This is a genomic window from Ruficoccus sp. ZRK36 (assembly GCF_019603315.1).
GTDB lineage: Bacteria > Verrucomicrobiota > Verrucomicrobiia > Opitutales > Cerasicoccaceae > Ruficoccus.
Map to the genome: position 1 here is coordinate 1,541,348 of NZ_CP080649.1, position 22,231 is coordinate 1,563,578.

Here is a 22,231-nt window from a genome sequence, read left to right on the forward strand (position 1 = left end):
GTGCCATCGATCAGGATGATTCCCACAATGCGCCCACGATGGACGTCGAAATCCTCTCACGGATCCAGTTTGCCTTCACGATTGCCTTCCACTACATTTATCCGGCCTTCAGCATCGGGCTGGGTCTGTTTCTGGTTATAGTCCAGTTGTTTTGGTTGAAAACGCGGCGACCGGTTTACCACAACATGGCGCGTTTCTGGACGCGTATCTTTGGCCTTACGTTTGCTATCGGGGTTGCCAGCGGCATCGTGATGGAGTTCGAGTTCGGGACGAACTGGGCCACGTACTCGCGCTTTGTGGGGGACGTCTTCGGCAGTCCGCTTGCTATTGAGGGGCTCTATGCCTTCTTCCTGGAGTCAGGCTTCCTGGCCGTGCTGCTCTTCGGTTGGGACAAGGTCGGCCCGTACACACACTTTTTTGCCACTCTGATGGTCTGTCTGGGGTCGCACTTCAGCGCCGTCTGGATTGTGGTGGCCAACTCCTGGATGCAGACCCCGGCCGGTTACTACCTGGCTGAAAAGGTCAAGGTCACCGCTGACGGTATCCAACATCCCATGACAGCCGCTCTGGCCGAGGGCACCTTTACCATCAAGGAAGTGCCGCTGCCGTCAGACTATATAGTTCAGGCTGACCAGCTTGATAACGTTCGCGCCGTCATCACCGACTTTTGGGCCATGGTTTTCAACCCCTCTTCGGTTGACCGCCTGACTCACGTGGTTCTGGGCTGCTGGCTGGCCGGGGCTTTCCTCGTCATCAGCATCAGCGCCTTCTACCTGCTGCGTAAGCGCCACACCGAGTTTGCTAAGTCCTCGCTGAAGATCGCCCTGACCATGGGGACAGTTGCTGCCCTGCTCCAGCTCTGGAGTGCGGACGAGACCGCCCGTGGCGTGGCTGATAATCAGCCCATCAAGCTGGCTGCTATCGAGGGCTTGGCTGAGTCGCAGACCGAGGCCCCCTTGGGCTTGTTCGGCATCGTGACTTGGGAGAAGGACGAAGAGGGCAATATCACCGGCATCAATGAAAGCTCGCTCAAGGTGCCGGGCCTGCTGAGTATTTTGGTCTCCGGTGAGTTTATGGACATGCAGAAGGCCTCCGAAGTCGAGGTGAAGGGCCTCTACGAGCTTCCTTCTGACGAGTTTATCAAGTCCCGACACCCGGACGCCACCCCCGAGGAAATCGCAAAGATCCGGCCCGACTACTGGCCGGAAGTGCCGGTGGTATTCCAGACCTACCACATCATGATCGCCTGCGGTATGGCCTTGATCGGGATTACGATACTCGGCTGTATCCTGTGGAAGACCGGGATGCTCTTTAAACTGGAGAAGAAATGGGTCCGCGGCTTTATGTGGATTCTGGTCCTGTCGGTCTTCATCCCGCAGATCGCTAATCAGGCGGGGTGGTTTACGGCTGAGATGGGACGCCAGCCCTGGGTCGTCTACGAGGTCTTAAAGACCTCGGAAGGACTTTCTAAGGCGGTGAAAGCGCATCAGGTGCTGAGCTCGCTGATTGGTTTCTTCCTGATCTACACCCTTTTGTTCTTTGTGTTCCTGTACACGCTCGACCGGAAAATCAAACACGGCCCGAAGGACGACGAGTCCATCGAAGTGCTGCCTGAAAAGTGGCAGAAGCTCGTAAAGGTCGAGCATGGGCCGACGCTGGACAAATGATTAAGACGGAGAACGACACATCATGGATCTAAACACCATTTGGTTTATTCTCGTCGGCGTCCTGCTCACCGGCTACGCCATGCTTGATGGCTTCGACCTCGGCGTGGGGGGCATTCACCTTTTTATTAAGGATGACAAGGAGCGGCGTATCCTGCTCAACGCTATCGGCCCGGTCTGGGACGGTAACGAAGTCTGGCTCGTGACCGGGGGTGGTGCGCTCTTTGCGGCTTTCCCGGAGGTCTACGCGACGGCGTTTTCGGGCTTCTATGATGCCTTCATGCTCCTGTTGTTCTGCCTGATCTTCCGGGCCTGCGCGATTGAGTTCCGCAGTAAGGAGCCGGGCCGTCTCTGGCGCCGCAGCTGGGACTGGGGCTTCTCCGTCGGTAGTATGCTGGCAGCCTTCCTTATCGGGGTGGCCATGGGGAACGTCACCTGGGGTATTCCGTTGGACGAGAACCACGAGTTCGTGGGTAACTTCCTCGGTCTGCTGCATCCCTACGCGCTCTTCCTCGGTGTCACGACACTGGCCCTGTTCATGATGCACGGTAATATCTACCTGATCATGAAGACCGAAGGGGCCCTGCAGGAGAAGCTCAAGCGCTGGGTGAAGATCACCATCCCGGTCTATATCGGCTGCTTCATCATCTTTAATCTTTGGACGATTTTTGCCTGCCCGCACATCGAGAGTGTGATGCACAAGCGCCCGGTTGAGCTGGGTATTGTCTTTGTGCTGGCTCTGCTGGTGGTGGCAAATATCCCCCGTGAGGTGCACAAGGGCCGGTACTTCCTGTCCTTCCTCAGCTCCTGTGCCGGTATGGGCTTCCTCATGCTGCTGTTCGCACTGAGCGTGTACCCGAACATGATTTTCTCTAATCCTAATCCCGCCAACAGCCTAAACATCTACAACGGCTCTTCCTCCGAGGGGACGCTGGAGATCATGTTCTGGATCGCTCTCATCGGCGTACCAATCGTGATCACCTACACCTCGTGCGTGTATTACATCTTCCGGGGCAAGGTGAAATTGACCGAAGAGAGCTACTGACGCCGCTTGGCATAGCTTGATTTGGTAGATTTCTCCGGCTAATCCGGGGGTGAGCCCTTGCAACGGCACGCGAGCTGCTGTTATATAGGCTTTACCCAAGCATGCATTTCCAAAACTACACCACGGACGACTTCTTTGATGAAATGTTCGAGGCGCCTGGCAAGGTACGTCCTCACTATGAAATGCTCGCCGAGCGCTTTTCGCGCTTGAGTGACGAAGAGTTTGAGGAAAAGCGGCAGGCCGTTGACCTGTCTTTCCTCAGGGCAGGGGTGACCTTTACGGTTTACTCTGACAATCAGGGAACGGAGCGCATCATGCCCTTTGACCTGATCCCGCGTGTCATCCCCGGTGATGAGTGGGACCTGCTGGAGCGAGGCCTCAAGCAGCGCCTGGAGGCCCTCAACCTCTTCCTGCATGACATTTATCACGACCAGAAGATTTTAAAGGATAACGTCATCCCGCCCAGCTACGTGCTCAGCTCGAAGGACTTCCGGCGCGAGATGATGGGTGTGGATGTGCCGCGTAATATTTACATCCACATTTGCGGCACCGACCTGATCCGCGACGACAAGGGCCAGTACCTCGTCCTGGAGGATAACGGCCGCTGCCCCTCCGGCGTTTCCTATGTGCTGGAAAATCGCGCCGCCATGCGCCGCGCCTTCCCGAATCTTTTCCCCTCCGCGGGTGTGCGCCCGGTCGAGCACTACTCCGAGGATCTGCTCAAGATGCTCAAGCACATCTCGCCCGTGCAGGACCGCGAACCGACGGTGGCCATCCTCACGCCCGGCGTGTACAACAGCGCGTACTTCGAGCACTGCTTCCTGGCCCGCCAGATGGGGGTCGAGATCGTAGAAGGACGTGACCTCGTCGTGCGCGACTACAAGGTCTACATGCGCACCACCAAGGGGCTGCAGCAGGTGGACGTGATTTACCGCCGCATCAACGACGACTTCCTCGATCCGAGCGTTTTCAACCCGGACTCGCTGCTCGGCGTGCCGGGCCTGCTCAACGCCGTGCGCGCGGGTAACCTCGGCCTCGCCAATGCGATCGGTACCGGGGTGGCTGACGACAAGGTCATGTACTACTTCGTGCCGCGCATGATCAAGTACTACCTGGATCAGGACCCGATCCTGCCCAATGTCGAGACCTACCTGCCTTCCGAAAAGCAGGACTACGACTTCGTGATCAACAACCTCGACAAGCTCGTGGTGAAGTCCGCCAACGAGGCGGGCGGCTACGGGATGCTGATGGGCCCTTGGGCCACGAAGGAGGAGATCCAGAAGTTTCACGACGACATCAAGAAGAACCCGCGCAACTATATCGCGCAGAACCCGATTTCGCTCTCACGCCACCCCACCTACTGCGGGGAGCTCGGCTTCGAGGGCCGCCACATCGACCTGCGCCCGTACATCATCTGCGGCGACGGCATTAAGATCACCCCCGGTGGGCTTACCCGTGTCGCTTTGCGCAAGGGCTCGCTCGTCGTCAACTCCTCCCAGGGCGGTGGTGCCAAGGATACCTGGGTGCTGTATAATCAGTAATCACCGCACTTCCCCAATCTTTCACCCGACATTTCGACTGACCCATGCTTTCCCGCGTCGCAGACTCAATTTACTGGATGGCCCGCTATATCGAGCGTGCTGAGAACATCGCCCGCCTGGTCGAGGTCAACCTGCAGCTCTTGCTGGACTTCCAGGATGTGGACGACAACAAGCTCAAGGAGCACTGGGACCCGCTCATCCGCTCCACCGGTGACGAGGAGCGCTTTTACTCCAAGTACTCGAAGGCCACCAGTGAGAGTGTGCTGGAGTTCCTGACCTTTGAGCTGGAGAACCCCAACAGCGTGCTTTCGTGCGTCTTTAACGCCCGCGAAAACGCCCGCATGGTTCGCGACCAGATCACCTTCGAGATGTGGGAGACGCTGAACAAGCTCTACCTCTTCCTCAAGTCGGGGCGCGCCCGCCAGCTCTTTGAGGCGGACGTGCACGAGTTTTATCAGCAGATCAAGGAGCACTCCCACCTGTTTCAGGGGCTGGCACTGGCCACGGTTTCCCGGGACGAGGGCTACGACTTTCTCCAGGTGGGTTCCTACATCGAGCGCGCGGACAAGACGACGCGTATCCTCGATATCAAGTACCACATGCTCCTGCCCAGCGTCACCGATGTGGGGGGCGCGGTGGACGTGACTCAGTGGACTGCTGTGCTGCGCTCGGCCAGTGCCTACGAGGCCTATCACCAGCTTTACGTGGCCGACGTGAACCCGGCCAAGATCGCCGAGTTCCTTATATTTTCCGAGACCTTCCCGCGCTCCATCCGATTCTGCGTGCAGATGCTCAACGAGTGCCTGCACCGCATCTCCGGCTGTCCGCTGGCTAACTACTCCAATGAGGCCGAGCGCCTCTGCGGCCGCCTCTTGTCTGAGCTCAACTACGGCTCGGTCGAGGAGGTGTTCCAGGAGGGGCTGCACGAGTATCTGGATCGCATCCAGGACCGCCTCAACGAGATCGGCGGCTCCACCTACAAGGCGTACATGTTCCTGCCTCCCGTCGATATGGCAGGCGAGATCCAGGTCCAGCAGCAACAGCAGCAGTAGTGTTGTAGGCGAGCAGGCTGTCCCCATACTTTTAAAGGTTGTCGTCTTTGCGGCGGGGGCTTGGAGTTGGGATGTGCCGAAAGTTCTCCTGCTTCTCTCTCTTCTGATCTGTCCCTTTGCTCTGCGGGCGGTGGGCGTGTTGATCGACTACCCGGAGCAGGGCACCACGTTTGAGCTGAGCGTAAAGAAGTACGAGCCGCCGCTGGTTATTGTGGACGGCCAACTGGAGGCCGGGCAACAGCCGCCCGAGTGGTGGGCCGCCTATGACGCCTTGAAAAACTACCGTGACGGCCGCGACTATGCGTCGTGGATCCGGCACTTCTCACCGGCCCTTCAGCGCGTCAACGGCTACGGCCCCGAGCGTTTCGCGGCCATGCAGCAGTCCCGGCCTACCGCCGTATCGAATCCGCCCGTACGCAGCGTGCTCTATCAGGTGCAGGTGCTCTGGGCGGGGCGGCATATCGTAGTGGTGAAAGTTGTCAACGAGCGCGTGACGAGCTACCCGGCTGATTTGCAGGATCTACCAATGTCGAGCACGACCCTTGTCTTTGAAAAGGGCGAGGACGGCGTCTGGTGCAACCAGTGGCTTCAGGATTCCGGGCCGGGTATCGAGCTGCCCTATAACGACCTGCGCCGCATCGACGCCATCATGGAGGCCGGCTGCGTGTACTATCACCACGGCCTGAAGCCCGGTCGCGGCCCCGCGCCAGTCGAGTAGGGCTTAAGGCTTTTCCAGCCGCTTGGCGTAGCGGGCGGCCATGACCGCGCAGACCATGAGCTGGATCTGGTGAAAGATCATGAGCGGCAGTACCATCAGCCCCACGGCCGCAGGAGGGAAGAGTACGTTGGCCATGGGCACACCGTTGGCCAGGCTCTTCTTGGAGCCGCAGAAGACGATGGTGATTTCGTCCTCTTTTCCGAACCCCAGCAGGCGTGCTGCGTGGATGTTGATGAAAAGGACGACGGCCAGCAGGACGCAGGAAAAAAGCACGATCATCCCGATGCTAAACAGATCGATCTGCTTCCAGATCCCGCCCACCACGGCCTCGCTGAAGGCCGTGTAGACGACCAGCACGATCGAGCTGCGGTCGGTGATGTTGATCGCTTTCTTGTAGCGGTGGATGAGGCCCTTAAGCAGCGGACGGCAGAGGTGCCCGATGACAAAGGGCAGCATCAGCTGCAGGCAGATGGCTCGAATCGCCCCCAGAGTGTCGCCGGAGCCGCCTTCCTGCGTCTCCATCAGCAGGCCGACCAGTATTGGCGAGAGGAATATACCCAGAATGCTGGAGGCTGAGGCGCTGCAGACCGCTGCCGGGATATTGCCCCCGCCGATCGAGGTAAAGGCGATGGCCGACTGCACCGTGGCGGGCAGGGCACACAGGTAGAGAAAGCCGAGGTAAATGTCCTCGTGCATGGGGTGGGGGACAAAGAGCTGCATCCCCAGCCCGAGCAGCGGAAACAATATAAAGGTGCTGGCAAAGATCGTCAGGTGCAGCCGCCAGTGCCCGAGCCCACCGATGAGTGCCTGACGCGGCAGCTTTGCCCCATGCATGAAGAACAGCAGCGCGATGGCCGCTGTCGTCAGGTGCCGGAAGATCGTATCACCCACACCATGCGCCGGCAGAAAGCTGGCCAGCACGACCGCCCCGATCAGTACGATCAGAAAACCGTCAATGTGCGTACGCTTGAGCCAGGAGGTGAGCATGGGATAAAGCAATGCCTCAAACCGCCCCCCACCGCCAGTCGAAAAGGTGTGACTGGGCTTACGCAGCCCAGACTCGCGGTGCGTGTCCGCACTCGACTTTCGATGCTGCGCATCGTGTCAGCGATAACTTAAACCAGCCGCGCTGGTTTAAGTTATCGCTGAGCAGAGCATCAAAACTGGACCGTCACTATGGGAGGATAAATCTAGTCTGCGGGGCACGAACCGTTGATGGCATTTTCTCCTGAAAATGCCAAGGTGATCCAAAGGATCACGGGTCCAGGGCTATGCCCTGGGGGCAGCGACTGCAAGGAGCGATGGGGCAGAGCCCCATCATTGTCCAGTGCGGTCACGCACTAGTCGGTGAGAATGTCCTTGGCGCCCTTTTTCTGCGGGATAAAGGGCAGCACATGCTCGGTGTAGGGGATGAGCACGTCCAGCAGGTACGGGCCGTCGTGGGCGAGCATTTCCTTGATGGCCGGGAGCAGGTCTTCCTTTTTGTAGATGCGTCGGCCAGCGATGCCGTAGCCCTTGGCGATACCCGCAAAGTCCGGGTAAACCGCGTCGATGTTATCGGGGCTGCCGATGTTCTCCGGGTCGCAGAGGATGGTGTGGCCGCGCACGCCGTCGTAGAAGCGGTCTTCCCACTGCACGACCATGCCCAGGTGCTGGTTGTTCAGGAGCATGATCTTGGCGTCGATCTTCTCGATCTTGGCCGTGGCCAGCTCCTGGATGTTCATCTGGAAGGAGCCGTCACCCTCGATGTTGATGACGGTCTTTTCCGGGAAGGCGACCTTGGCGCCGAGGGCGGCCGGCAGGCCAAATCCCATCGTGCCCAGCCCCAGAGAGCTAATGAAGTGGCGCGGTTCCTTAAAGTGGTAATACTGGGGGGCCCACATCTGGTGCTGACCGACACCGGTCGAGATGATGGCTTCGCCCTTGGTTTCCTCGTAGAGAGCTTTAATCGCATCCTGAGCGAGGATGTACTTGTCGCTCTCCTTGTAGGTAAAGGGGTAGGGGTGCTGTTTTTTCCAGCCGTTGATGGTGGTGTACCACTCAGACAGGTCGGGCTTGGCGAACTCACCGGCCTTGATCAGCTCGATCATACGCTTAAGCGCGTACTTGAGGTCGCTGTGGATCGGGAAGTGCGTGTGCTTGTTTTTGTTGTGCTCGGAGCGGTCGATGTCGAAGTGGACAATCTTCGCCTCGGGGGCGAACTTCGAGACGGTGCCGGTGATGCGGTCGTCGAAGCGCGCGCCGATGCAGATCAGCAGGTCCGAGTCGCACACCGCCCAGTTCCCGGCGACGGTGCCGTGCATACCAAACCAGTACAGGCTCTGCGGATCATCCGGCGGGAATGCACCCAGACCCATCAGGGTGGAGGCGACGGGGATGCCCGTCAGCTTGGCAAACTCACGCAGTTCGTCCGAGGCGTGAGCGGAGATGATGCCGCCGCCGATGTAGAGAGCCGGTTGCTTGGATTCGGAGATCAGGCCGAGCACTTCTTTGAGCTGCTCATCGGAAGCCTCCGGCAGGGGCGGGTAGCCGGGGATGTCCACGGCACCGGGAAAGACCGGCTCGAACACCTTCTGCTGGACGTCCTTGGGGATATCGATCACGACCGGGCCGGGACGGCCGGTGGTGGCGATGATAAAGGCCTTTTTGATGATCATGGGCAGCTCCTCAGCCTCTAGCACGAGGAAGCTGTGTTTGACCACAGGCAGGGTCATCCCGAAAAAGTCTGTCTCCTGAAAGGCCGTCTTACCGATGAACTCCTGAAACACCTGGCCGGTGATGGCGACCAGCGGGATGGAGTCCATAAAGGCATCCGCGATACAGGTCACGAGGTTCGTCGCGCCGGGGCCGGAGGTGGCCATGCACACGCCGGGCTTACCGGTGGCGCGGGCGTAGCCATGGGCCATGAAGCCGCCTCCCTGCTCGTGGCGGGGCAGGATCGTACGCAGTTTTTTGGCGCGGGTCAGGGCCTGGTGCAGCTCGATCGAAGAGCCGCCCGGATAGGCGAAAATGACGTCTACGCCCTCACGCTCCAGGCACTCTACGACGACGTCGGCGCCCTTCATGGCGGGTCCTTTTTCGTCTTGTGGCGGGAAGCTGACAAGGGGTTCGGTCTTCATGGTCTGGTGAATTTTAATGGTTAACTGCGTGTGCGTCCGGCCTCTGTTGGCGAACGGAAAATAAGGCGCGAAACACTAGACTTTATGCACCCGGAAGCAAGGCCGAAGTTTGCCCCCAACGGAAACGTTGACAACGGTTCATACCGTATAGCAGCATGCGCTGTATTTAACTTTATTTCTCGTGTTGGGTCATGTCAAAAGCTCTTCAATATCGGCCTGAAATCGATGGGCTGCGAGCGGTCGCCGTATTGCCGGTGGTCTTTTACCATGTCGGCTTATCCTTTCCCGGTGGGTTTATCGGGGTCGATGTGTTTTTCGTGATCTCGGGTTTCCTGATTACCGGGATTATTATGAGAGAGTTAGAGCTTGGAAACTTCTCGATCATGAGGTTTTACGAGCGTCGAGTGAGGAGGATTCTTCCCGCCCTCACCATGGTGCTCCTCGGGACACTGGCTGTCGCCTATTTTACGTTTTTTGCCACCGAGTTTGAAGAGCTTGGCCAGCATATTGTCCCTGTCTCGATTTTTCTGGAGAACTTAAAGTTATATACGCTCGGTGGAGACTATTGGGCCGAGTCGACGGAGCGGTTGCCCTTACTGCACATGTGGTCTCTGGCCATTGAGGAGCAATTTTACATTTTCATTCCGGTCCTTTTAATCGTTCTCCATCGGTTCTGGCGCAGGCATATCCTGCTCTTTTTCGTTCTGCTTTATCTGGCTTCGTTAGCCTGCTGCATTGTTGTCACCGGGATTGATACCAAATTCGCCTTTTACATGCTTCCGACCAGAGCCTGGGAGCTGGCGAGTGGTTCACTGGTTTTTATTCTTATAAGCCAGGGGCGTACCCTTTCAAAGGCCGTTGGCAATCAGGTGCTTTCGATACTGGGTATCCTCATGATCCTGGTCGGGTGCTTTATCATTAATGATGACCGTCAATTCCCCGGCGCGTGGGCGTTGATTCCCACGCTGGGCGCCTCCCTGTTCATATACGGCTGTACGGAAGTGCCGACACTGGCCGGGCGTTTACTATCCTGTGCCCCGATGCGCCTGATCGGTTTGATCTCGTATTCCTTGTACCTGATTCATTGGCCGCTGCTCGTGTTTGTTAAGAATTATCGCTTTCCTGACCCGCTTTTGCCCCTGGACAAGGTCATGATTGTGGTGGTTTCCATATTGCTGTCGCTGGCCAGTTGGAAGTTTGTAGAGACTCCGTTCCGGCGTTTGGGCAGGCACCGCTTAACTTCTCCGGCGGTTGTGGCAATCGGTTGTGCCGTGTTGGCTTTGTTCTTCGTGCTGGGGAAGTACATCCGCCTGCGGGACGGTATGCCGGAGCGCTTCGACTCACTCAAGCCGGACCTGGCCCGTAACATTGCCCACTCGGATTGGGTCAGCCTTACCGGGGCTCGGAAATACGGAAACTCGCGTTATTACGAGACCGGGGGATACCAGTTGCGCACATCCCCGGATCAGCCGCCTCAAGTGGTCCTCTTTGGCGACAGTCATGCAACGATGTTTGCTCCCGCCATTGACACGGTGACCACTGAGCTGGGGCTGCCGACATCGTTTTGCGCAAACGATGGCCAAAAGACATATATTGAGGATACGGATGAGCAGCGGGAGATGATGAATCAGCTTCTCGATCAATGGCATCCGAAAGTAATTATCTACATCTGCCGTTGGGAGGATTTGCTCAAAAACTCGGATGAGCAGGCCAGAACTGAGATATTTGCCCGGCTGGAGGAGCTGGCGTCTCGATGTGACCAGCTATATGTCTTTAATGAAATCCCGCGTATTTTTGACATCAAGAGAATCCGTGCCAGCGATTACATCTACGGAATCGCCAGAAAGAACGGCTGGGAGCTGCCGACTATTTCGGATCAGTCAACTTCCCTTAGTAATGACGTTGTGAGGTCCGAGCTTGAGAGCCTTGGCGCACACAATATCGAATTGGTCGATGCTTGCAGCCTCTACACAGAGGAAGGCTCCGTTGTTTATCATGATAATGAGGGGTACCTGTACTACCGGGATGATAGCCACCTGAATGCGATCGGAGCGGAGAAGATTACGCCACTGCTGCGTTCATTACTGGTGGAGACGTTTTCGGAGGTAGATGGAGGCACTCCTCCAGCAGGTGCGAGATAGTTTCGTCGGTCAGGCAGGTCTCTGATTTTGGGAGGTTACGCTCTGGATTTCTTCGGCGGGTGAATTAACCATCAGCCAAATCAAGGCTTGCGCCGGAGGGGTGGGGTGCGCTGTGCTCGTGCGCTATGCCGAAAGTACTCTTCATCGGGGATATCGTTGGAAAACCGGGGCGCGCCTTCGTCCAGAAGCACCTGGCAGCCTTCCGGGAGGAGCAAGGCATCGACCTCGTCGTCGCCAATGCTGAAAATGCCGCCGCTGGCTCCGGGGTGACCACCGCGATCGTCAACGAACTGCTCGCCGCCGGAGTGGACGGCATCACGCTGGGCGACCATGTCTGGGACCAGCGCGGGTTCGCCGACGAGATCAACGGCTTGGAGAAAGTCTGCCGACCGGCAAATCTGCCCCCGCAATGCCCCGGCCGGACGCACCTGATCCTGGAAAAGGATGGCTTCCGCCTGGCAGTGTGCACCCTATTGGGTAACAATTTTATGAAGCTGACCGCGGACTGCCCCTTCCGGACCGGCGACCGCCTCCTGGGCGATATCGGCAGCTCAGCTGATGCTGTTTTGATGGAGATCCACGCCGAGACGACCTCTGAGAAGGTGGCCTTCGGGTGGTACTTTGACGGGCGCGCCTCTGTCGTGGTCGGGACGCATACGCATATCCCCACCGCCGACAACACCATCCTGCCGCGCGGTACCGCCTACCAGACGGATGCCGGGATGAGCGGCCCCTACCGCTCGGTCCTCGGGCGTGAGGTCGAGCCCATCGTCCTGAAATTCCTCGACGGGATGCCGCGGCGCTGGCCGGTGGCCGAGGGTGACGTGCGTATGTGCGGGTTGATGGTGGATATAGATGCCTCCTCCGGCTTGTGTTTGAGTCAGGAGCGGGTATGCTTGACGCAGGAAGTGTGAAACTTTCCGGGAATGCCGGGGTTTCCCCGTGCCTCTAACCCGCTCACAGTTCCTGATGTAAATCCTACCTCCGTTGAATACCCGTTGAAGCCCTTTTCTCAACTGGCCGCGTTGACGGCATTTATGGCTGGAGTGGCCCTGCCAGCCCAGGCGCTGATCCTCTACTCGGGTGACAACAGTGCCAACCAAACCGCACCCGCTAACGGTGCACCCTGGGAGCAGGTCGGGAGCATTTGTGGAAGCGAGCCGGCCAGTAACGGTAATGGCACGGCTATTCATGTGCGGGGAAAGTACTTCCTGACCGCAAATCATGTCCCGACCGGTGAGCGTTTGGTTACCTTTGATGGTGAGACCTACTCCCTCATCGATCAGAATTTCACCCCTGTTCAAATCACAACAGGTACCGGCTCAGTGGATATGAAGCTGTGCAAGCTGGTCGATGATCCCGGTCTGGATGATATCGTGCTAAATACCAATAGCATGTTTGATCGAAGCCGTTCGACGACCACCGTCATGATTGGCTATGGCATGGGCAGAGATCCCATCCAGGAAGATCAGACTGATACGACCCGCACCTGGGACTGGGGCTCATACCCAACGATCGTAAAGCGTTGGGGCACGAACGAGGTGGAAGGGGCTGTTAGTGTCGCAAACGTACCGGACTACAATTACACCTACAACGGACTGGCGATATATGCCAATAACGACGCTGGCGATAATGAGGGGGCTTTAGCTCTTAGTGATTCGGGCTCGGCTCTTTTTCAATATATCGGTGGTCAATGGGTTCTGTCAGGCTTGGCTACGCTCGTGCAGACTAGCGATAGCTCCACCTTTGGAGAATACCAGACGGTGGAGGAGGAAACGACTTTTACCGGTGACGCAAACTACTACGTGCGTATCTCCAGTTATGCCTCGCAGATCGAGGCAGCGCTGCCGGACCTGTCCACGTATACGGGTTGGCTGACGGATAATTCCCTCAGTGGGGCCGATGCCGCCTCTACCGCCGACCCGGATGCTGACGGCATGACCAACCTGGAGGAATTTGCCTACGGGACGAACCCGGTGGTCGCTGATGCAACGCTTTCCCCGCAGACGGCTCTGTCGGGCAGCAGTATGGTCCTTTCGTGGCAGCAGAGCACGCTCCCGGAGAGCGTGACCATCGAGGTGCAGGAGACCGACGACCTCCTCAACACCGCCTTTAGTGCGTCCTCGCTGACGCCCGAGCAGGTCGGCCTCGACGGTGACATCGCCCAGATGCGGGTCACGCTGACGCCTGCCATCGGGGCGCAGACATTCCTGCGCTTGTCGGTGACGACAAGCGAGTGATGCGCTAGCGTTTTGCTTTGGCTTACGGGCGCATGATTCCGGCTCGCGAAGGATTCCAGTGGTCAACGCCTGCCTCGGGGGCAAACGCCTTTGCGGGCAGTTGCCAGGCCACATGTCCATCGCAGTAGACGTAGGCGACTTTGTCGTCGTTGCGGGGATCGAGGTCCGTTAAGTCGTCCCCGCGCTTACTCCAGAAGTGCGCCATAAAGTGGTCGCTGGTTTGCTGGCGGTTCGCGGCAAAGAGGACCGTGCGCTCTGGATGAGGAACGAACTGGGCGCTCCCCCAGTGCGCTGGGCGGCCTTCATAGTCGTCGATGGCCGGGTCGAGCTGGAGGTAGCCATTGATGCCGTAGCTGTAGCGGTTCGACAGGCTGCCGCCAGAGCCCTCGGCAGGGTTGAGCGGGTCACGCAGCATGCGGGCTTCGTACTGGATGTAGCGCGGGTCACCTCGACTGCTCAGGGGCTCTTTCCAGAGGTAGCCAGAGAGGGCGAGCCACCATTGGCGTTCACTGCGGGTAAAGGAGTGGTTACTGCGCGGCCATCTTCCCTTATTATCCGTGGCGTAAACCAGCGCGGCGGTGCCGAGTTGGCGGATCGTTGCCGTGGACTTACTCAGCCGGGCGCTCTCCTGGGCACTGTTGACGGCCGATGCCGTCAGCGCTCCCAGCAGGGCGAGGATGACCAGGCCCACCATGACCTCCACCAGCGAGAAGGCCGCCCCGGTGTGGGACCGGGTGCGACTCTGGATCGGTGGGTAAGGCCTAAGCATCGGTACGCGTGGGCTTAAGGCGGCGCAGGCTCAGCAGGGAAAGAGCAAGCAGGCCCCCTCCCAGTGCGTAGGTGGAGGGTTCCGGCACGGCGGTGAAGTCCAGGGTAAAGGACTGAGCCGTGTAGGAGCTGTCGGCGATACCGTCGATGTCTCCCAGATAGATCGTGCCGGAGACGCTGTAGCTGGCTACGGTGGGATCCGCTGCGAAGACCGGATGCGTCATCGTGTCCGGGTACATCCACTGCGTGCTGGAGCCATCCGTGCCGAAGATCGCGGTGAACTCGGTCGGGGAAGAGTCCCGCACGTAGTAAGCCTCCAAACCACTGCCGGATACATCCATATCGACCCAGAAGTACAAGCCCTCCGGGGCGGGATCGAACGTAGTCACAAAGCCGTACTGGCGCGTCCAGGCCAGCCCCTCCTGACTGGGATCAAGCGTGGCGTACCAGGGGTCGGACGGGTTGAAACTGCTGCCCGGCGAGAGCGTGCTCAGTGGCTGCATCTCGGGGACGGAGTTGTCCACGATTACGGTCAACGCGCTTGCCGGGGCGGCATAGCTGTTGAAGTCGATGTTGATGTGGATCATCGGCATCTTTTGGCCGACGGTGTTGATTTCCTCACCTCGCGCGGTGAGTGCGCAGGCGCATAGAAGCGATATCGAAATTAGTTTATGATACATGAGTTGCGTAGTGTTTGTGTGTCGCTGCAAACAGTGAAAGCCCATGCGCAACAGGCGCACGGGAACGAATAGGGAATCGGGAGACGCTTAGGCGACCCGTGGAGGGGGCGTCTCCGGCAGCGACGGCAACACAGCCGCCTGTTCATGAATCATCGGGGGCAGGGATATTCGCTGCCCCACTGGGGTGAGCGACAGGCGCTCGGCCCGTGGCAGAAGGAGCTTAACGCTCAGGTACTCGGCCTGGCGGGCAGCCTTGAGAGGCTTGGGCTCCTTAAGCAGATTAGCGTCGACCAGACCGCAGATATCACAGGGATACTCCCCGCCAAAGGTCCGCTCAATCGCCTCGCGTAGCTTGGCGCCGCGCTGCTGCTCCTCACTGAGCATGCTTGCCCAGGCCACACCCTGTAGGACCGCCCAATGAACATTGAGGGCGGAGAAAAGGGCCAGCAGGAGCAGGCAGCAGCCAGAGATGCGCAGCATATAAGCCAAGCTGCGTGTCGTTATTAATAAGTCAAGTTAATGCCATGAAAAAGCCGGACTTCGCGAATGAAGTCCGGCTCCGGTAAAGATTCGTTTGAGCAGGCGTCAACCTCTGGTGCTCATGGCTCCGGGTGTACCCCGGGCTAGCGGTCGCGGGAGATCAGGAACAGGTAGATCAGGTTCGCGAGCGAGCTGATGAACGCGGCCACATAGGTCCAGCCAGCGGCGTTGAGCGTGCGCACGACACCGACGGCTTCATCCTGGTCGATGATGCCGATCCCGACGAGCTCCTTGCGGGCGCGGGCGCTGGCGTCAAACTCGACCGGCAGCGTAATGAGCTGGAAAATCGTCAGCACCAGATAGCAGGCCACGGCGATTTTTAGGCCGATCAGGTTTGCGGCGAGGAAGGGGAGGAAGAAGCTGGCGATCAGCACGATCGGCAGGATCTGCGAGGCAGCGGTCGTGATCGGAATCAGGCTCATGCGCAGTTGCAGGGCCTTGTAGCCGACCTTGTGCTGGATGGCGTGTCCGGCCTCGTGCGCGGAGACGCCGAGCGCGGCCAGGCTGGTGCCGCGGTAGTTGGCGCTGCTCAGGGCGAGACGTTTGTGGAGCGGGTCGTAGTGGTCGGTCAGCTGACCGCCGATTTCGACGATTTCCACATCGGTGATCCCGGCCTTGCGCATGACGGCGGAGGCGGCTTCAGCCCCGGTGATGCGGCCACGCGATGCCACCTGGCTGTATTTGCCGTAAGTGCTTTTGACTTTATGCTGTGCCCACAGGCCGAGGATAATCGTCGGCACGACGAGCACGAGCCACAGCCCCCATCCGCTGCCCATCGGGATGATGATGCCGAGCGTGGGGAAAAGGGAAAGTGAGAGAATTGTGTTCATGGTAGTGTCGTATAGCAAATGCAGTTCACGCTGGTTTTCAAGGGAAAGCGGTCGGTTATGCGGGTACGCACAGCCCATCCCTCCCTTGCTCTATTACAGGCAACTCGCGAAAAGGTTCCCTCCGCATGAGAGGGGTATTGTGAGGAACGTACTCCCTTAATGCTGCTCTGCCATCAACCCGGCTCGAATGAGGAGCGAGTTCTGGTCCGGGTCACGGCCCATGAAGTCGTGGAAGAGCTTTTCGGGCGGCTCGGAGTTACCCTTTTGCAGGATCTTTTCTCGGAAGTCCTTCCCGGTCTCGGCATTGAGCACCCCTTCCTCCTTGAAGCGGGTGAAGGCGTCGGCGTCGAGCACCTCGGCCCATTTGTAGGAGTAGTACCCGGCGGCGTAGCCGGTCGGGTCGGAAAACAAGTGGGTGAAGCGGCGGACGATGGCGGGGGACTTGGTCTTGAGCGGAGCGCGGTAGCCCTCCAGGGACTCGTCCACCCAGGCGTCGAGGTCGCGGCCCTCGTGGTTCTTGAAATTGGTGTGCAGATCGAGATCCATCTTGCCAAAGGAGAGCTGGCGCATCGTCGCGGTGGCCTGCTCGAAGTTGCGGGCTTCGAGCATCTTGTCCAGCAGGGCAGTGGGCAGAGGTTCGCCGGTGTCCACATGCTTGGCGAAGAGGTCGAGCGCCTCTTTTTCCCAGCACCAGTTTTCCATGATCTGCGAGGGCAGCTCGACGAAGTCCCAGGCGACGTTTACGCCGTTGAGGGATTTTATTTCGACCTTGCCGAGCAGGTGGTGCAGGAGGTGGCCGAACTCGTGGAAAATGGTCTCCACCTCGCGGTGGTTCATGAGCGCGGGCCTGCCGCCGACGGGCGGGTTGAGGTTACCACACATCAGGCCGAGGTGCGGGGCCACGGAGCCATCCGGGAGCGGCCCGCCGGTGCGAAGGTAGTTCATCCACGCGCCGCCGCGCTTGGACTCGCGCGGGTACCAGTCTGCGTAAAAGGAGCCGATGTGGGTGCCGTCGTTGTCGAGCAGATCGTAGAACTTTACGTCCGGGTGCCAGACCTCGGCTACGACATGATCGGCTGAGGGCGTGCCCTCGTCAAAGCGCTGTTCCTCGCCGCTTTCGGGGTCAGTGAAGCGGGTGGGGCGCTGCACGATTTTCACACCGTAGAGACGCTCCACCAGGTCGTACATGCCGGTGACGACGCGGTTGATCGGGAAGTACGGCTTCAGCTCTTCTTCGTCGAGGTCGTAGCGCTTTTTGCGGAGTTTTTCAGACCAGTAGGCGACCTCCCAAGGCTGGAGGTGGTCCTGCGGTTGGCCGGTCTGCTCGGCTTTAAAAGCCTCCAACTCGTCGGTCTCGGCGGCAAAGGCGTCCTTGATGCGGGCGTGCAGGTCCTCGGTAAACTCCAGGGCGGCAGCACCGTTTTTGGCCATGCGGCGCTCCAGCACGAGATCGGCAAAGTTAGCCTTACCGAGCAGCTCGGCCTTGGCCTGGCGCTGCTCCAGAATCTTCCAGATCAGGTCGGTGTTGTCGTGCGGCTCCTTGTGGCCGACGCCGATGGAGCCTTCCCAGACCTGCTTGCGCAGGGACTCGTCATCAGCGTACTTCATGACGGGCAGGAGCGAGGGCATGTGCTGAGTGAAGCGCCAGACGGGCTTCTCATCGGAGCCGTGGTCTTTGGATTTGGCGGACTCGCGGGCGGCATCCTTTGCGGACTGCGGCAGCCCGGACAGGCGCGCCTCGTCCTCGATCAGCAGTTCCCAGGCGTTGGTGGAGTCGAGGACGTTCTCGCCGTATTTCTGGGTCAGGCGCGAAAGCTCGGCGTTGATGCCTTCGAGCTGCTTCTTCTTTTCCGGCGACAGGTCCGCACCGCTGCTGCGAAAGTCTTCCAGTGTCTCCTCCAGCAAGCGCTTGCGGGTGCCGGTAAGGGCCTTGGCCTCCTCGGTTTCGGCAAAGGCCTTGATCACCTGCCAGAGCTTTTCGTTCAGGCTGATGCGGGTGTAGAACTCCGAGACCTTGGGCAGCATGGCGTTGTAGGCCTCGCGCAGGGCGGGGCTGTTCGAGACGCTGTCGAGGTGGCCGACGCTGCCCCAGCCACGGGTGAGCTCCTCGGTCGCCGCCTCCAGGGCGAGCAGGGTGTTCTCAAAGGTCACGCTCTCCAGCGGTGTGTCCGCGATCGCGTCTAGCCGCGCCTGTGCGTTTTTCAGGGCCAGCTCGATGTCGGGCTGGATCTGGGCAGGCGTGAGCAGGTGCCAGGGGATGATAAAGGTGTCGGCGAGAAAGGGATGGTCCATAGGTTTGATTTGCAAAGGTGTCGGATTCACCGCTGATGCCAAACGCAAAAAACGTCAAGGCGCGGACGTGGAATTGATCGTGGCCGGAGTTATCTGCTTCGCGTGTGGCGCTTATAAATCTGAAACGCGCTGGGGAATTTTGTGGCAGGGATTTTTTGCGTATGCTTAAATACTGGCGTGAATACAGAACCGCAAGCAGTCCGCTACCACGAACGGGGCAAGCCCGAAGACGTCCTCAAGCTCGAATCGATGCCCGCCGGAAACCCCGGTAAGGGAGAAGCGCTGGTCGCTCTGCGTGCGGCCGTCATTCACCCCTCGGACATGGGGATGATCGGCGGCACCTACGGGCGCCTGCCTGACCTGCCGGCCGTCGGTGGCCGTGAAGGCGCGGGCGTCGTTCTCGCCGTCGGTGAGGGTGTGACGGAGCTCAAGGTCGGTCAGCAGGTCAAGATGCCCGAGGCGCTTGGTGCCTGGCGTCAGGCCGTCGTCGCCCCGGTCGAAGATTTTATCGCCATCCCTAACGAAGTCCCGGCCGAGATGGCCGCGCAGGCCTTTATCAACCCGCCGACCGCCCTGCGCATCCTGCGCGACTTTATCGACTTCAAGCCCGGCGAATGGATCATCCAGAACGCCGCCAACTCCGCCGTCGGGGTCTCCATGATCCAGCTCGCGCACCACTGCGGCCTGAAGACGATCAACGTCGTTCGCGACGCCGAGACCTGGGAGCCGATTCTCAAGGATATGGGCGCAGACGTGGTCGTGGCCGAGGAGTCCGGCTACGAAAAGAAGATCAAAGAGCTGACGGGCGGGGCCAAGCCGCGCCTCGGGCTCAACTCCATCGGCGGCGACAGTGTGATCCGCCTCATCCGCTGCATGGCCGACTCGGCCAAGGTTGTCACCTTTGGCGGCATGGTCGGGGACAAGGTTCGCTTCCCCACGCGCAACCTCATCTTCAACGATCTGCACCTGTGTGGCTTCTGGATGGACAAGTGGGTGCGCACGCACAGTAAGGAAGAGTTTGACGCCATGCAGGCCGAGATCTTCGACCTCATGGCCAAGGGCGCGCTCAAGCTCCCCATCGACAGCACCTACAGCTTTGACAAGGCCACCGAAGCCGTCGCCCGCGCCAACGCCGGTGGCCGCAAAGGCAAGGTCCTCATCACCTCTGACTGGCAGGGCTAAGCCCTACCGCTTCGTTTTTCTAAACACAAAAAAGCCGCCCCCGAATCGGGGGCGGCTTTTGTTTTAAATGAGTTCGTGGAGACTGTCCCGTTTAGGAGACGGCACCCTTGTAGTACTCGTCGGCCTTGGCCCAGTTGACCACGCTCCAGAAGGCGCTGATGTAGTCAGGGCGCTTGTTCTGGTACTTCAGGTAGTAGGCGTGTTCCCACACGTCGAGGCCGATCACGGGCTGGCCGTGGCAGGGGACGCATTCGCAGTTCATCCAGGGGTTATCCTGGTTGGCGGTCGAGCCGATCTTGAGCTTCTTGTCGGCGTCGACATAGAGCCATGCCCAGCCGGAGCCGAAGCGGGTGGCCGCTGCGTTGGCGAATTCTTCCTTCATCTTGTCGAAAGAGCCAAAAGCTTCGTCGATCGCCTTGGCCAGCTCGCCGGTCGGAGCACCGCCACCATTCGGGCTGATGATCTTCCAGAAGAAAGAGTGGTTGGCATGACCGCCACCGTTGTTGCGGACGGCCGTGCGGATGTTTTCGGGGATGTCACCCAGCTTGGCACACAACTCGGACGGGCATTCGGGCCCTTCGATGCCAGCTCCAGACAGGGCGTCATTGAGCTTGGTCACATAGGTGTTGTGGTGCTTGGTATGGTGGATCTCCATCGTTTGTGCGTCGATGTGAGGCTCGAGCGCGTCGTAGGCGTAATCCAGTTTCGGTAATTCGTAAGCCATCTTGCTTAGTGAGGTTAACAGTTGTTTTAGAAGGATTTGAGTTCGCAATAGACAGCCAAAGTTCCCGCACGTCAACGCCGTCGGGCATTTTTCCTGACAATAGACCCTGCCGTTAGCCTGCGAGGTTGTCTATGACTTGCGGGCACAGGAAGGTGGCGTGGATTGCATTTGCAAAGCAGCTGCTTCTTTCCATACATTGCACTTGAGATGAAGGTCTGTGTGCTCACGCGGGAGAAAAACCCGAAGATCCTGAAGCGGCTGCATCTGCTCGGCCATGGGGTCAGGGCGGAGAGCCCGGAGCGTGTGCAGACGCTGGACCCCAACTCCACCGACATGGTCTACCTGATCCCCTGGAGCTCCTCCAAGGAGGAGAGCTGGAGTGAGCAGCGTGTGATCCTGGCGAGAGCCAGCCGCTACTATCTGGTCTATGGCCAGAGCATGGACACGCTCAATGTCATGAATGCCGCCCGTGACGGTGCCTACGATGTGCTCGACGAGAGTGATTCGGATGAGCGCTGGAACGAGGCCATCGAGGCCGCCGCTAAGTCGCAGGCGCTCTGGTGGCAGCTCTACGGCGGTCTTGGCCAGAGCCAGAATGAGAAGTTGATCGGCCAGTCCAGTGCCATGAACGCCCTGCGTGAGTCGATCCAGCGCATCGGCCCGACGGACGCCAGCGTGCTGGTGATGGGCGAGTCCGGCACGGGTAAGGAGCTCGTCGCGGAGTGCCTGCACGACTCCTCCAGCAAGGGCAAGTTTGTCGCCGTCAACTGCGCGGCCATTCCCTCCGACCTGATGGAGAGCGAACTCTTTGGCGTGCAGAAGGGCGCCTTTACCGGGGCCGGAGCCGATAAGCCCGGCCTGGTCGAGGAAGCCTCGGGGGGGACGATCTTCCTCGATGAAATCGGTGAGATGGACATCTCCCTGCAGCCCAAGCTGCTGCGCTTTCTGGAGACGCGGCAGGCCCGCCGGGTGGGCAGCACAAAAGAGTACCGCTGTAACGTGCGGGTCATCTCCGCTACGAACCGCGACCTGCGCGCCGACGCCGAGGCCGGGCGCTTCCGGCTCGACCTGTACTACCGCATTTCCGAGATCATTCTCAACACACCGCCGCTGCGCCATCATTCCGGGGACATCCCCGAGTTGGCCCGCTCGCTCCTCGACGCCGCCGCCATCCGCCTGGGGAAAAACTTTGAGACCATCGAGCCCGAGCTCATCTACCGCTTTCAGCTCTACGACTGGCCCGGTAATGTGCGCGAGCTCAAGCAGGTGATCGACCGGCTGGCCATCCACTACACGGGGCCGGCCATGCGGGCCGCCTGGTGGGAGCCCCCGGAAAAGACCGACCCGTACACGACCGTGCTTCCCGGTGGCTTCAAGCGCCGCAATACCCCGACACCCTTTGGGGGCGGTAGCCGGGTGCCTTTTGTCCCGCAGGCCAGTAACACATCGAGCCCGCGCAGCGGTACACGTGCGCCTTTTGGCGGAGGCTCATCGTCCTACGGCGGTGCCGGTCATGCCGATCCTGCGCCATATCGCCGTGCGCCCATGCCGAACAAGCGCGAACGCTTTGAGATGGCCAAGGAGCTGCTGGAGCAATCCGGCGGCGACCTCGCCTGGACCGCCGCCCAGCTCGGCATCCACCCGACGACCCTCTACCGCTGGCGCAAGTCGGGCAAGGTCTAGCCAGGGCCTGCC

Annotated in this window: 18 protein-coding genes; 10 read left to right on the plus strand and 8 right to left on the minus strand. The window is 59.5% G+C overall.

Going from position 1 to position 22,231, the window contains the following annotated elements; all coding sequences use genetic code 11:
• Nucleotides 1-38 precede the first annotated feature (38 nt).
• The 5 genes from K0V07_RS06850 to K0V07_RS06870 all read left to right on the plus strand — a co-directional run bounded on the left by K0V07_RS06850 (nucleotide 39) and on the right by K0V07_RS06870 (nucleotide 6,020).
• Nucleotides 39-1,667 (plus strand): cytochrome ubiquinol oxidase subunit I, encoded by a 1,629-nt coding sequence (locus K0V07_RS06850; protein WP_220623795.1) that lies wholly within the window; start codon nucleotides 39-41, stop codon nucleotides 1,665-1,667.
• Between the two features lie 22 nt (nucleotides 1,668-1,689).
• On the plus strand, nucleotides 1,690-2,709 hold the full coding sequence (cydB, locus tag K0V07_RS06855; protein WP_220623796.1) for a cytochrome d ubiquinol oxidase subunit II: 1,020 nt from the start codon (nucleotides 1,690-1,692) through the stop codon (nucleotides 2,707-2,709).
• 101 nt (nucleotides 2,710-2,810) lie between these two features.
• Nucleotides 2,811-4,250 (plus strand): circularly permuted type 2 ATP-grasp protein, encoded by a 1,440-nt coding sequence (locus K0V07_RS06860; RefSeq protein WP_220623797.1) that lies wholly within the window; start codon nucleotides 2,811-2,813, stop codon nucleotides 4,248-4,250.
• Nucleotides 4,251-4,294: 44 nt separating this feature from the next.
• The gene (locus K0V07_RS06865; RefSeq protein WP_220623798.1) at nucleotides 4,295-5,302 is read left to right on the plus strand and encodes an alpha-E domain-containing protein; all 1,008 of its coding nucleotides are present in this window, start codon (nucleotides 4,295-4,297) and stop codon (nucleotides 5,300-5,302) included.
• Nucleotides 5,303-5,375: 73 nt separating this feature from the next.
• Complete coding sequence (locus K0V07_RS06870) at nucleotides 5,376-6,020, plus strand: hypothetical protein (RefSeq protein ID WP_220623799.1); 645 nt, start codon at nucleotides 5,376-5,378, stop codon at nucleotides 6,018-6,020.
• Nucleotides 6,021-6,023: 3 nt separating this feature from the next.
• Here the strand turns inward: K0V07_RS06870 and K0V07_RS06875 are convergent, their stop codons facing one another.
• Together K0V07_RS06875 and ilvB are read right to left on the minus strand one after the other, a co-directional pair.
• Nucleotides 6,024-7,007: a bile acid:sodium symporter family protein gene (locus K0V07_RS06875; RefSeq protein ID WP_220623800.1), complete on the minus strand. Its 984-nt coding sequence runs from the start codon at nucleotides 7,005-7,007 to the stop codon at nucleotides 6,024-6,026.
• Between the two features lie 353 nt (nucleotides 7,008-7,360).
• A complete protein-coding gene (gene ilvB, locus K0V07_RS06880; protein WP_220623801.1) occupies nucleotides 7,361-9,139 on the minus strand; it encodes a biosynthetic-type acetolactate synthase large subunit in 1,779 nt (592 codons plus the stop codon).
• A 191-nt stretch (nucleotides 9,140-9,330) separates the two neighbouring features.
• Here ilvB and K0V07_RS06885 point away from each other — a divergent pair, with 191 nt between their 5' ends.
• The 3 genes from K0V07_RS06885 (at nucleotide 9,331) to K0V07_RS06895 (ending at nucleotide 13,520) form a co-directional block, all read left to right on the plus strand.
• Nucleotides 9,331-11,280 (plus strand): acyltransferase family protein, encoded by a 1,950-nt coding sequence (locus tag K0V07_RS06885; RefSeq protein ID WP_220623802.1) that lies wholly within the window; start codon nucleotides 9,331-9,333, stop codon nucleotides 11,278-11,280.
• A gap of 125 nt (nucleotides 11,281-11,405) precedes the next feature.
• Complete coding sequence (locus K0V07_RS06890; RefSeq protein WP_220623803.1) at nucleotides 11,406-12,194, plus strand: TIGR00282 family metallophosphoesterase; 789 nt, start codon at nucleotides 11,406-11,408, stop codon at nucleotides 12,192-12,194.
• Between the two features lie 84 nt (nucleotides 12,195-12,278).
• A complete protein-coding gene (locus K0V07_RS06895) occupies nucleotides 12,279-13,520 on the plus strand; it encodes a hypothetical protein (protein WP_220623804.1) in 1,242 nt (413 codons plus the stop codon).
• Between the two features lie 22 nt (nucleotides 13,521-13,542).
• Here K0V07_RS06895 and K0V07_RS06900 read toward each other — a convergent pair whose 3' ends face one another.
• From K0V07_RS06900 to K0V07_RS06920, 5 genes are all read right to left on the minus strand, one after another.
• Complete coding sequence (locus K0V07_RS06900) at nucleotides 13,543-14,289, minus strand: prepilin-type N-terminal cleavage/methylation domain-containing protein (RefSeq protein WP_220623805.1); 747 nt, start codon at nucleotides 14,287-14,289, stop codon at nucleotides 13,543-13,545.
• Nucleotides 14,282-14,968: a hypothetical protein gene (locus K0V07_RS06905; RefSeq protein ID WP_220623806.1), complete on the minus strand. Its 687-nt coding sequence runs from the start codon at nucleotides 14,966-14,968 to the stop codon at nucleotides 14,282-14,284. Before K0V07_RS06905 ends, K0V07_RS06900 begins: the two co-directional genes overlap by 8 nt.
• 87 nt (nucleotides 14,969-15,055) lie before the next feature.
• Nucleotides 15,056-15,448, minus strand: a complete 393-nt coding sequence (locus K0V07_RS06910; protein ID WP_220623807.1) for a hypothetical protein — start codon at nucleotides 15,446-15,448, stop codon at nucleotides 15,056-15,058.
• A gap of 143 nt (nucleotides 15,449-15,591) precedes the next feature.
• On the minus strand, nucleotides 15,592-16,338 hold the full coding sequence (locus K0V07_RS06915) for a zinc metallopeptidase (RefSeq protein WP_255568170.1): 747 nt from the start codon (nucleotides 16,336-16,338) through the stop codon (nucleotides 15,592-15,594).
• 156 nt (nucleotides 16,339-16,494) lie between these two features.
• Nucleotides 16,495-18,630 carry a M3 family metallopeptidase gene (locus K0V07_RS06920; RefSeq protein ID WP_220623808.1) on the minus strand — a complete coding sequence of 712 codons (2,136 nt, stop codon included), beginning with the start codon at nucleotides 18,628-18,630 and terminating at the stop codon, nucleotides 16,495-16,497.
• Between the two features lie 177 nt (nucleotides 18,631-18,807).
• Between K0V07_RS06920 and K0V07_RS06925 the strand changes: the two genes are divergently transcribed.
• The gene (locus K0V07_RS06925; protein ID WP_220623809.1) at nucleotides 18,808-19,812 is read left to right on the plus strand and encodes a 2-enoyl thioester reductase domain-containing protein; all 1,005 of its coding nucleotides are present in this window, start codon (nucleotides 18,808-18,810) and stop codon (nucleotides 19,810-19,812) included.
• 91 nt (nucleotides 19,813-19,903) lie between these two features.
• Here K0V07_RS06925 and K0V07_RS06930 read toward each other — a convergent pair whose 3' ends face one another.
• Nucleotides 19,904-20,536, minus strand: coding sequence for a superoxide dismutase (locus K0V07_RS06930; protein ID WP_220623810.1), 633 nt, complete (start codon nucleotides 20,534-20,536; stop codon nucleotides 19,904-19,906).
• A 207-nt stretch (nucleotides 20,537-20,743) separates the two neighbouring features.
• On the opposite strand from K0V07_RS06930, the gene K0V07_RS06935 reads away from it, so the two are divergent.
• A complete protein-coding gene (locus K0V07_RS06935; protein ID WP_220623811.1) occupies nucleotides 20,744-22,219 on the plus strand; it encodes a sigma-54 dependent transcriptional regulator in 1,476 nt (491 codons plus the stop codon).
• Nucleotides 22,220-22,231 lie beyond the last annotated feature (12 nt).

Bases quoted from the DNA above. Each gene is read 5' to 3' on its own strand.
- K0V07_RS06890 (WP_220623803.1), top strand. From the start codon at position 11,406: ATGCCGAAAGTACTCTTCATCGGGGATATCGTTGGAAAACCGGGGCGC.
- K0V07_RS06900 (WP_220623805.1), bottom strand. From the start codon at position 14,289: ATGCTTAGGCCTTACCCACCGATCCAGAGTCGCACCCGGTCCCACACC.
- K0V07_RS06875 (WP_220623800.1), bottom strand. From the start codon at position 7,007: ATGCTCACCTCCTGGCTCAAGCGTACGCACATTGACGGTTTTCTGATC.
- ilvB (WP_220623801.1), bottom strand. From the start codon at position 9,139: ATGAAGACCGAACCCCTTGTCAGCTTCCCGCCACAAGACGAAAAAGGA.
- K0V07_RS06915 (WP_255568170.1), bottom strand. From the start codon at position 16,338: ATGAACACAATTCTCTCACTTTCCCTTTTCCCCACGCTCGGCATCATC.
- K0V07_RS06920 (WP_220623808.1), bottom strand. From the start codon at position 18,630: ATGGACCATCCCTTTCTCGCCGACACCTTTATCATCCCCTGGCACCTG.
- cydB (WP_220623796.1), top strand. From the start codon at position 1,690: ATGGATCTAAACACCATTTGGTTTATTCTCGTCGGCGTCCTGCTCACC.
- K0V07_RS06930 (WP_220623810.1), bottom strand. From the start codon at position 20,536: ATGGCTTACGAATTACCGAAACTGGATTACGCCTACGACGCGCTCGAG.
- K0V07_RS06905 (WP_220623806.1), bottom strand. From the start codon at position 14,968: ATGTATCATAAACTAATTTCGATATCGCTTCTATGCGCCTGCGCACTC.
- K0V07_RS06865 (WP_220623798.1), top strand. From the start codon at position 4,295: ATGCTTTCCCGCGTCGCAGACTCAATTTACTGGATGGCCCGCTATATC.
- K0V07_RS06860 (WP_220623797.1), top strand. From the start codon at position 2,811: ATGCATTTCCAAAACTACACCACGGACGACTTCTTTGATGAAATGTTC.
- K0V07_RS06885 (WP_220623802.1), top strand. From the start codon at position 9,331: ATGTCAAAAGCTCTTCAATATCGGCCTGAAATCGATGGGCTGCGAGCG.
- K0V07_RS06910 (WP_220623807.1), bottom strand. From the start codon at position 15,448: ATGCTGCGCATCTCTGGCTGCTGCCTGCTCCTGCTGGCCCTTTTCTCC.
- K0V07_RS06935 (WP_220623811.1), top strand. From the start codon at position 20,744: ATGAAGGTCTGTGTGCTCACGCGGGAGAAAAACCCGAAGATCCTGAAG.
- K0V07_RS06850 (WP_220623795.1), top strand. From the start codon at position 39: ATGGACGTCGAAATCCTCTCACGGATCCAGTTTGCCTTCACGATTGCC.